Genomic DNA, 9,902 nt, shown 5'->3' on the forward strand with positions numbered 1-9,902 from the left:
CCCCGGCACCGCCGGCAGCGCCACCGCCGCCTCCTTCGACCTCCACGTCTGACCCGACCCCGTCCCGCGTGCCCGGTACGAGCTCCGTACCGGGCACGCGGGACGGCCGCGTCACCCACCAGGGCTTTCCGGCGCACCCGCCGTCGCCGATCAGACCGTCAGCCGAACTCACACCTGAGGAACCGTCATGCGCGCCCACCGCCCCCGCACCCGCTTTAGCCGCGTTCTCCTTCTCGGCGCCGCAGCCTCGCTCGCCTCGGCGGCGCTGGCCGCCGGCGCCGGCACCGCGAACGCGGCGTCCGTGGCCACCTGGGACAAGGTGGCCCAGTGCGAGAGCACGGGGAACTGGAGCATCATCGACGGGAGCCGCACCTACTACGGCGGACTTCAGATAACCCTCTCCAACTGGCGTTACTACGGCGGCCTCGCCTACGCCGCGCGCCCCGATCTGGCGACCAAGCAGCAGCAGATCCTGATCGCCGAGAAGATCCTGGCCGACCAGGGCGCCGGCGCTTGGAGCTGCGGTGCGAAGGCGGGACTGGCCTACGACCACGCGAACCCGTATCCGTCGACGCCCACTCCGGCCCCGACTCCGGCGCCGACTCCGGTTCCGGCTCCGCCGGCGGCGAACAACCGGACGGTGGAGGCGGTTGAGGGTGGTGCGCTGCACGAGGTGTACACGGATGCGGCGGGTTGGCACGACAACGCGGTTGCGGGTGTGGGCGGGGGCATCGGTGCGATGGGCTTCGCGTACAGCCCGTCGGGGGCGCGGGTGGTGGAGGCTGTCGAGGGTGATGGTGCGCTGCACGAGATTTACGCGGATGCGGCGGGTTGGCACGACAACGTGGTTCCGGTGTCGGGGAAGATCGATTCTCTTGGGTTCGCGTATGACCCGAACTCGGGGACGCGGGTGATCGAGGCGGTCGAGGGTGGGCAGATCCACGAGATCTACGCCGACGCGGCCGGGAACTGGCACGACAACGTGATCCAGGGTGTGAGCAACGTGAGTCAGGTGGCGTTCGCGTACAGCCCGTCGGGGACGCGGGTGATCGAGGCCGTCGAGGGCGGTGCGCTGCACGAGATCTACGCGGATGCGGCCGGGAACTGGCACGACAACGCGGTTGCGGGTGTGGGCGGGAACATCAGTGCGCTGGGGTTCGCGTACAACAAGTCGTCCGGTGCGCGGGTGGTCGAGGCTGTTGAGGGCGGTGTGCTGCACGAGATCTACAGCGATGCGTCGGGGAACTGGAACGACAACGCCGTGCCCGGGGTGAGCGGCAACATCACTTCGGTGTCGGTCAAGGTGAAGCCCACCGGCGAGCGCGTGCTGGAGGTCGTGGAAGACGGCGCGCTGCACGAGATCTACACCGACTCGACCGGCAAGTGGAGCGACAACGCGATCCCCGGCACCGCCGGCAGCGCCACCGCCGCCTCCTTCGACCTCCACGTCTGACCCACCCGGACCGTCCGCGGCCTCCCTACAGCGGGGGGCCGCGCCGGGCGTTCAGTGGGACGGGTAGAGGCGTTCCAGGACGACGGCCACGCCGTCCTCGTCGTTGCCCGCGGTGACCTCGTCGGCCACGGCCAGGAGCTCCTCGTGGGCGTTGGCCATCGCGACGCCGTGCGCGGCCCAGCCGAACATCGGCACGTCGTTGGGCATGTCGCCGAAGGCGATGGTGTCGGCGGCGCGCACCCCGAGGCGGCGGGCGGCGACGGCCAGCCCGGTGGCCTTGGACAGGCCGAGCGGCAGCAGCTCCACCACGCCGGCGCCGGCCATGACGGCGCCGACCAGGTCCCCCGCGACGCGGCGGGCGGCCTCGGCGAGGGCGTCGTCGGTGAGGCCGGGGTGCTGGATGTAGAGCTTGCTGATCGGGGTGGCGAGCAGCTCGTCCCGCTCGACCCGGACGACCGGCAGGTCGGAGCCGATCAGCAGCTCGTAGCCGGGCCCGGCGAGGACCTGGCCGTCCAGCCCGTCCTGGCTGGCGGCCACGGCCAGCGGGCCGGTCTCGGCCTCGATCTTGGCGATGGCGAGCGCCGCGAGCCGGCGGTCCAGCGTGAGGGAGGTGAGCAGCTTGTGCGCGCCGGCGTCGTAGACCTGGGCGCCCTGGCCGCAGACCGCTATCCCGGTGTAGCCGATCTCGTCGAACACCGGCCGGGCCCAGACCGCCGAGCGGCCGGTGACGACGATGTGCAGCGCCCCCGCGCCGGTGGCCGTGGCCAGGGCGGCGCGGGTGCGCTCGGAGACGGTCTCCTCGCTGGTCAGCAGGGTGCCGTCGAGGTCGGTGGCGACCAGCCGGAAGGGCAGGCCGCCACCGCGCGGGGAGTCGTCGCCGAGGGAGACGGGGCTGGGGCTGGTGGTGCTCATGGGCCGTGCGTCTCCCGGGAGTTGCTGGTGGTGCGGTGCTGCTACTTGGCGACCGGTTCGAGGACCGTGCGCCCGCCGAGGAACGGCCGCAGCGCCTCCGGCACGACCACCGAGCCGTCGGCCTGCTGGTGATTCTCCAGGATCGCCACGATGGTGCGCGGGACGGCGACCAGCGTGCCGTTCAGGGTGGCGAGCGGGCGGGTCTTGCCCTCCTCGCGCATCCGGATGGCCAGCCGGCGCGACTGGTACTCGGTGGTGTTGGAGGTCGAGGTGACCTCGCGGTACTTGCCCTGGGTGGGGATCCAGGCCTCGATGTCGAACTTGCGGGCCGCCGAGGCGCCGAGGTCGCCGGAGGCGACGTCGATCACCCGGTAGGGCAGCTCCAGCGCGTTGAGGAAGTCCTTCTCCCACTGGAGCAGGCGGCGGTGCTCGTTCTCGGCGTCCTCGGGAGTGGTGTAGACGAACATCTCCACCTTCTCGAACTGGTGGACGCGGATGATGCCGCGGGTGTCCTTGCCGTAGGTGCCGGCCTCGCGGCGGAAGCAGGACGAGTAGCCGGCGTAGCGCAGCGGCAGCTTCTCGGCCTCGATGATCTCGTCCATGTGGTACGCCGCGAGGGGGACCTCGCTGGTGCCGACGAGGTAACGGTCCTCCTCCTTGAGGTGGTACACGTTCTCGGCGGCCTGGCCCAGGAAGCCGGTGCCGTCCATGGCGGCCGGGCGGACCAGGGTGGGCGTGATCATCGGGATGAAGCCGGCCGCGGTGGCCTGCGCGAAGGCCATGTTGACCAGGGCGAGCTCCAGCAGCGCGCCGACGCCGGTCAGGTAGTACGAGCGGGCGCCGGCGACCTTGGCGCCGCGCTCGGTGTCGATCGCGCCCAGGATCTGCCCGAGCTCGACGTGGTCGCGCGGCTCGAAGCCCTCGGCGGCGAAGTCGCGCGGGGTGCCGATCTCCTCCAGCGTGACGAAGTCCTCCTCGCCGCCGACCGGGGCGGCCGGGTCGATGAGGTTCGCCAGCGAGCGGAGCAGGCGGTCGGCCTCGTCCTTGGCCGCGCCCTGTTCGGCGTCCGCGGCCTTGACCTCGGCGGCCAGGTCCTTGGTGCGCTGCAGCAGGGCGGCCTTCTCGTCGCCCTTGGCCTGGGCGACCTGCTTGCCGAGCAGGCGCTGCTCGCTGCGCAGTTCGTCGAAGCGAGTGCCCGAGGACCGGCGCCGCTCGTCGGCGGAGAGGAGGGCGTCGACCAGGTCGACGTCCTCGCCACGGACGCGCTGCGAGGCGCGCACTCGGTCAGGGTCCTCACGGAGCAGGCGAAGGTCAATCACGCGCCCAAGCCTACCGGGCACGGGCTCGTCCACCGATACCGGTTTTTCCCTGGGGATAACTCACCGCCGCCTGTGGATAACTCCTGTGGGGAACCGCCCGGCGGCGAGTTATCCACAGGAGTGGGGCTGGGGCTGTGGATCCTTGCGGAGTACCGTCCTCCGGGTGGTCGAACCGAGGAATTGAGGTTTCAAACCTCATTCGACCTTCTCGGCTGAGGGAATTGAAGCACTCGAACGGGTGATTTGCTGGTAGGCGGGTGACTCTGGCCCGATTAGTCAACTCTGCGAAGCAAACCGATGATCTGACCGTTCTGCGCAGTGGCTATACCGGTTTGTCGACTCATCCCCAGGCCTGTGGATAACTTTCGGCTGTGGATAGCGGACGGCCCTGTGGACAGTGGGTTCCGGCTCCGGACACCCCTGTGGACGACGGGGTGGAGTCACCCGACCGGCCCGGAGATGCCGGGCCAAAACGGTCGGAAAAGGCCGGAAGGACACCGGAAGGACAAAGGGTGTCGCTCAGATGTCGCCGCGCCCGTCGAGGGCGCGCGAGAGCCAGTCGGCGGCCGCGGCGAAATCCCCGTCCGAGGTTCCGGGCCGCTGGTGCGTGGGCGCCTGCCGGTCGGCGCGCGGATAGGAGCCGAGGAAACGCACCTGCGGGCAGATCCGCTTGAGGCCCATCAGCGCCTCGCCCACCCGGCGCTCGGACAGGTGCCCCTCGCAGTCGATGAGGAAGCAGTAGCTCCCCAGCCCCTCGCCGGTCGGCCGGGACTCGATCCGCATCAGGTTGATCCCGCGCACCGCGAACTCCTGGAGCAGCTCCAGCAGCGCACCGGGGTGGTCGTCCGGCAGCCAGACCACCATCGAGGTCTTGTCCGCCCCGGTCGGCGACGAGACCCGCCCCGGCTTGCCGACCAGGACGAAACGGGTGGTCGCGTTCTGCGCGTCGGCGATCTCCTTGACCAGCGGGTCCAGCCCGTAGATCGGCGCCGCGAACTCGCCCGCGAACGCGCCGTCGTAGCGGCCCTCGGCCACCAGCCGGGCGCCGTCCGCGTTGGAGGCGGCCGACTCCCACTGCGCGTCCGGCAGGTTGGCCGCCATCCAGCGCCGCACCTGCGGCTGCGCCACCGGGTGGCTGGTGACGGTCTTGACCTCGGACAGCTCGGTGCCGGGCCGCACCAGCAGCGCGAAGGCGATCGGCAGCAGCACCTCACGGTAGATCATGAGCGGTGCGCCGGAGGCGAGTTCGTCGCTGGTCGCGGTGACGGCGCCCTCGACGGAGTTCTCGATCGGCACGAAGGCGCCGGAGGCCTCGCCGCCGCGCACCGCGTCCAGCACCAGCGGCACCGAGGCCAGCGGCACCAGCTCCCGGGTCGCCGCCTCGGGCAGGGTGCGCAGGGCAGCCTCGGTGAAGGTGCCCGCCGGGCCGAGGTAGGTGTAGCGGGTGGCCGACATGCCGTCTCCGTCTCGTCAGGTCGAAGTAGCCACCATAACCACTCCGTTCCCCGCCCAGGAAAGCGTTCCGATGGGCGGAATCCGCCGCCGTCGACCGGCTGTTCGACGGTCGTGCCGCTCGGCGTGCGGGGCGGGCGGCGGTTCAGCCGTCCAGCAACTGCTGCCCCACGTACCCGCCCTGCGGGGCGCCGGGCGGCACGACGTACACGCCGCTCGCCTCGTGCCGCAGGAAGCGGGAGAGGCCGTCGCCGCGCGACAGCTTGCGCTGCACCGGGGTGAAGCCCTTGCGCGGGTCGGCCTGGAAGGCGAGGAAGAGCAGCCCGGCGTCCGGCGAGCCGTCCGCCAACAGGCCGTCGTGGTACGAGAATCCGCGCCGCAGCATGGCCGCGCCGCCGTTGGAGGCCGGTGCGGCGACCCGGACGTGCGCGTCGGAGGGGATCGCCAGGGCGCCGTCCTCCCCCTGGGCGGACAGGTCCACCGGCGCGTGTTCCCCGGCCCCGGCGGGCGTGCCGAGCGGCGCGCCGTCGGACTTGCGCCGCCCGATCACCCGCTCCTGGCGGTCCACCGGCAGCGCCTCCCAGTGGTCGAGCAGCATCCGGATCCGCCGGAACACCAGGTACGAGCCGCCCGCCGTCCAGGCCGGCTGGTCTCCTCCGGCGGCGGCGAACACCTTGGCGGCGAAGCCGTCGTCGGCGGGTCTGGGGTTGTTGCTGCCGTCGATCTGGCCCATCAGGTTGCGGCCGGTCATCGGGTGCGGGGTGGCGCCGGGGGTGCGGGCGAAGCCGGCGCACTGCCAGCGCAGCGCGGCCGTCCCGGCGGCCTGGCGCTGGAGCACCCGCAGGGCGTGCACGGCCACCAGGGCGTCGTCGGCGCCGATCTGGACGAAGAGGTCGCCGTCGCCGCGCGCCGGGTCGAGCGCGTCGCCGGGGAAGGCGGGCAGCGGTTCGAGGGCGGCCGGGCGGCGGTCGGCCAGTGCGGCCTTGTCGAACAGGGCGGCCCCGAAGCCGAAGGTGAGGGTCAGCGAGCAGGGGCCGGCGTCCAGCGCGATCTGGTTGTCGAACTCCTCGGCCGGCTCCCCGGCGGTCAGCCGCGCCGCCGTGCGCGACCAGCGCTGGAGCAGGCCGCGCAGCCCGTCCCGCCCGGCGCCGTCGGCCAGGTCGAAGGCGGCGAGCTGGACCCTGGCCTGCTGCGGGTCGAGGATGCCGGCCTGGTGCTCGCCGAAGAACGGCACCCGGGCCGCGCCGAGCGCCGGGCCGCCGCCCGCATCGCCGCCGCCCGCCTCGCCTGCGGCCGGGTGGCCCAGGGCGACGGCCCCGGCGACCCCGGCGCCCGCGCCGGCGACCAGGCCCGCGCCGGCGGTGCCGAGCAGCGCGCGCCGGGTGAGGCCGGTCCGTACGGTGGTGCTGTCGGTCATGCTCAGCCGATCTTCAGGGACTGCGTCGGGGTGGTCTGGTCGATGTCGGAGGAGCGGATCTGCACCGACACCACCCAGTTCCCGGCCAGCGGCAGCTGCGCGGTGCCGCTCCAGCGGCCGGTGCCGCCGGGGGTCAGCGGCACGGGCAGCGGGCCGAGGTCGCGGTCCGGCAGGGTGAAGGCGAGCTGCACCTCGGGGACGTCCACCGGCTGTCCGTCCGCGCCGTCGAGCGCGAGCTTCACCTCGTTGGCGCCCGTCCCCGCCGGGTTGACGGTCACCGTCGCGGTGCCCTTGGCGTTCGGCGTGCGGCCCTTGGTGTCGTACGGGAGCTTGAGTTCGAGGGTGCGGCCCGGCTGGGTCTGCACGGGCGCGGTCCCGCCGGCCGCCGGCGCCGCGGCGCCCCCGGCCTTGATCTCGCCCGCGACCCGCCCGGGCGGGGAGTTGGTGAGCATCGTGGTGACCACCAGCACGGCCACCGCGACGGCCGCCTCGACCAGCACCGAGCGGCGCAGCCCGGCCCGGGTCGGGGTCAGTCCGCGCTCGCGGCCGGCGCTCTCCACCGCGGCCCGCTGGCGCTCCAGCTGGGCCTGGCGGACGGGGTCCTCGGAGTGGGCCGCGACGGCGACCGGCTCGGGCAGCTCGGCCGGCTCGACCTCGGCCGCCTCGGCCGGGGCCGCGCGCAGCCGGGCCAGCCAGGAGCGGGAGAGCCAGGCGACGCCGAGCATCGCGACCACGCAGCCGGTCTTCACCAGCAGCAGCCGCCCGTACTCGGTGCCGGTCAGCGCGCCCCAGCTGCCGAGGCCGCGCCAGGACTGGTAGAGGCCGGTCACGACGAGCACGGCGACCGAACCGAACGCGATCTTCGAGAAGCGGTCGACGACCTCCGCGCCGACGCCCTCGCGCAGCGCGACCAGCAGCGAGGCGAGGCCGCCCAGCCAGAAGGCCATCGCGATGAGGTGCAGCAGGCCGAGTGGCAGCGCCAGCCAGACCTGGATGCCGACCGAGGCGTGGTCCGCGCCGACCCACGTCGCCGCGAGGGCGACGGCCAGCACGAGCCCGCCGACGCCGAGCCCGATCCTGGCCTCGCGCTGCGGGCGCTGGGCGGCGCGCTGCTCCAGCGCGCGCAGTTCGGCGGCCTCGGAGTCGGGGTCGTCCCCATCCTCGTGCTTGCTCTCGACCTCGGGCTGCCCGAGCTGGCCGACCAGCAGCGACAGGAACACGCCGCTCGCCGCGAGCAGCAGCAGCCGCGCGGCCAGCGCGGTGCCGATCCGCTCGTCCAGCGTGGCGCGCACCAGCGAGAGGTCGAAGGCCTGCCCGATCCCGGAGCCGCGCTCGTACGGGCCGCGCAGCATCAGCACCGCGACGGTGGACACCAGCAGCGCCACCCACCCGGTCATCAGCAGCCGCTGCACCGGGCGTCGGGCCACCCCGGCGGGCCAGCAGACGAGCGTGAACGCGGCGGCGCCGGCCAGCAGCGCGTACGCGACGTACGCGACGGTGCGCCCGGTGCCGTACAGCGCGGCGACCACGCCGTCCGCCTTGGCGCCCTGGAGCGCGGTCGCGGACACCGAGGTGTCCGAGGGCGCGCCGATGGAGAAGGTGAACGCGCCGCCGACGGGGTGCGAGTCCTCCGAGACCGCCCGCCAGGCCACCGTGTACGTGCCGTTGGCGAGGCCGGGGTTGAGCCCGACCCTGGCCGTGTCGGCCTTGCCGTCGGCGTGCCCCGGGTTGCCGGTGTCCACCGCCTTGCCGGCCGGGTCGAGCACCCGGACGGAGTCGCCGGAGAGCGACACGGCCTCGCTGAAGGTCAGCGTGACCGCCTGCGGGGCGGTGGCGAGCACCGAGTTCTGGTGCGGGTCGGTGGCTTCCAGGGTGGCGTGCGCGGACGCCGGCCCGGCGCCGGCCAGCATCAGCGCGAACAGCGCGCCGAGCAGTCCGAGCAGCCCCGCGGCGCGCCGGGGGGCGGTGCGTGCGGGGGCGGTCCGTTGGTGCGAGGCCTTCTCCATGCTGGCGGAACCCCTAACTCTGGCCGGGACGGTAGGTGAGCTCCTTGACCGGCACCTTGACGGAGATGGTGCCGGACTTGGCGAAGGTCAGGTCGAGCTCCAGCTCGTCCCCGAGGGCCGGGGGCTTCTGCCAGCCCATGATCATGAGGTGGGTGCCGCCCCGGGTGAACTGCAGCGCGCCGTGCGCGGGCACGTCCAGGCGGTCGACCTCCTCCATGCTCGACGGGGTCGACCGGTGCATGGTGACCGACCCGGCGCCCGGGCTGGTCACCTTGACCAGCTGGTCCTCGCCGCCGTCGTTGCGCACGGTCAGGTAGCCGGCCGCCATCCCGCCCGCCGGGGGCAGCGGGATGTAGGAGTCGGCGACGCTCAGCCGGGCCGCCCCGCCCGCGGCGCCGTCCTGGCCGCCCGCCCCGCAGGCGGCCAGGAAGGCGCCGCCGCCGAGGGCCGTCGCCAGCACCGCGCCGGTGAGCGCCGTCCGCCGGAAGCCGCGCACCGTACGTCCGCGCACCGTCCGTTCGCGTACCTTCCGCTCGCGCACCGCGGTCACGCCGCGACCCCCTTGGCGAGCAGCGGCAGGTCGTGCTGGTACGTCTTCACCTCGGTGCCGCTCATGTACAGCACGTGCGCCTTGTCGTCCGAGGGGAGGAAGGCCAGCACCTGCGCGCCGTGGGTGGAGGTGACGGTGCCGTCGGCATTGACGACCGGGTCCTCGATCATGATGCCGAGCGAGCGGGCCGCGGTCTTGACCTTCGCGAGGTCGCCGGTGAGGCCTATGAAGTCGCTGCCCATCGAGTCGAGCCAGGTGCGCAGCACCTTGGGGGTGTCGCGCTGCGGGTCGGTGGAGACGAACACGACGTCGATCTTCTGCCGCTCCTCGGGGGACAGGCCCTTCATCGCGACGCCGATGTCGCCCATGGTGGTCGGGCAGACGTCCGGGCAGCTGGTGTAGCCGAAGAACAGCAGCAGGCTCTTGCCGTTGGTGCGCTGGCGCAGGTCGAAGGGCTGGCCGGAGGTGTCGGTCAGCGTGAGGTCCGGCTTCTCGAAGTTCTTGGCGAGCTTGGTGCCCTCGTACGGCGAGGCGTCCTTCTGCTGCGTCACCTTGGCGGTGGCCGCGTCGCCGCCGGAGGAACCGCAGGCGGTCAGGGTGAGCGCGGCGGCCAGGGCGACGGCGGCCGCGCCGGCCAGGCGGGTGGTGCGGGTGGTGCGGGGCATGCGGGTTCCGATCGTGCGCGGTGGGCCGCCGGCGGGGGGGGGGGCCGGGGGGGGGGGGGGGGCCCCCGCGCCGGGGGGGGGGGGGGGGGCGCCCGGTTGTATGAAAAACCAAGTCAGGGGGTGGGGGT

General features: G+C 73.3%; 8 protein-coding genes. 1 reads left to right on the forward strand and 7 read right to left on the reverse strand.

The window, feature by feature from the left end:
- Positions 1-187 precede the first annotated feature (187 nt).
- Complete coding sequence (locus tag AB0O00_RS20965) at positions 188-1,453, forward strand: transglycosylase family protein (protein ID WP_363653913.1); 1,266 nt, start codon at positions 188-190, stop codon at positions 1,451-1,453.
- Between the two features lie 51 nt (positions 1,454-1,504).
- Here the strand turns inward: AB0O00_RS20965 and AB0O00_RS20970 are convergent, their stop codons facing one another.
- The 7 genes from AB0O00_RS20970 to AB0O00_RS21000 all read right to left on the reverse strand — a co-directional run bounded on the left by AB0O00_RS20970 (position 1,505) and on the right by AB0O00_RS21000 (position 9,774).
- Positions 1,505-2,365 carry an HAD family hydrolase gene (locus AB0O00_RS20970; RefSeq protein WP_363653915.1) on the reverse strand — a complete coding sequence of 287 codons (861 nt, stop codon included), beginning with the start codon at positions 2,363-2,365 and terminating at the stop codon, positions 1,505-1,507.
- A gap of 41 nt (positions 2,366-2,406) precedes the next feature.
- On the reverse strand, positions 2,407-3,684 hold the full coding sequence (serS, locus tag AB0O00_RS20975; RefSeq protein ID WP_363653917.1) for a serine--tRNA ligase: 1,278 nt from the start codon (positions 3,682-3,684) through the stop codon (positions 2,407-2,409).
- A gap of 519 nt (positions 3,685-4,203) precedes the next feature.
- Positions 4,204-5,139 (reverse strand): prephenate dehydratase, encoded by a 936-nt coding sequence (pheA, locus tag AB0O00_RS20980; RefSeq protein ID WP_363653919.1) that lies wholly within the window; start codon positions 5,137-5,139, stop codon positions 4,204-4,206.
- Between the two features lie 142 nt (positions 5,140-5,281).
- A complete protein-coding gene (gene efeB, locus AB0O00_RS20985; RefSeq protein ID WP_363653921.1) occupies positions 5,282-6,553 on the reverse strand; it encodes an iron uptake transporter deferrochelatase/peroxidase subunit in 1,272 nt (423 codons plus the stop codon).
- Between the two features lie 2 nt (positions 6,554-6,555).
- On the reverse strand, positions 6,556-8,559 hold the full coding sequence (locus AB0O00_RS20990) for a FixH family protein (RefSeq protein ID WP_363653923.1): 2,004 nt from the start codon (positions 8,557-8,559) through the stop codon (positions 6,556-6,558).
- 13 nt (positions 8,560-8,572) lie between these two features.
- Positions 8,573-9,109: a copper chaperone PCu(A)C gene (locus AB0O00_RS20995; RefSeq protein ID WP_363653925.1), complete on the reverse strand. Its 537-nt coding sequence runs from the start codon at positions 9,107-9,109 to the stop codon at positions 8,573-8,575.
- Positions 9,106-9,774: an SCO family protein gene (locus AB0O00_RS21000; RefSeq protein ID WP_363653927.1), complete on the reverse strand. Its 669-nt coding sequence runs from the start codon at positions 9,772-9,774 to the stop codon at positions 9,106-9,108. Before AB0O00_RS21000 ends, AB0O00_RS20995 begins: the two co-directional genes overlap by 4 nt.
- Between the last annotated feature and the right edge of the window lie 128 nt (positions 9,775-9,902).

Origin of the sequence: Kitasatospora sp. NPDC093558 (assembly GCF_040683475.1) — a bacterium.
In the GTDB taxonomy this organism is placed as follows: Bacteria; Actinomycetota; Actinomycetes; order Streptomycetales; family Streptomycetaceae; genus Kitasatospora.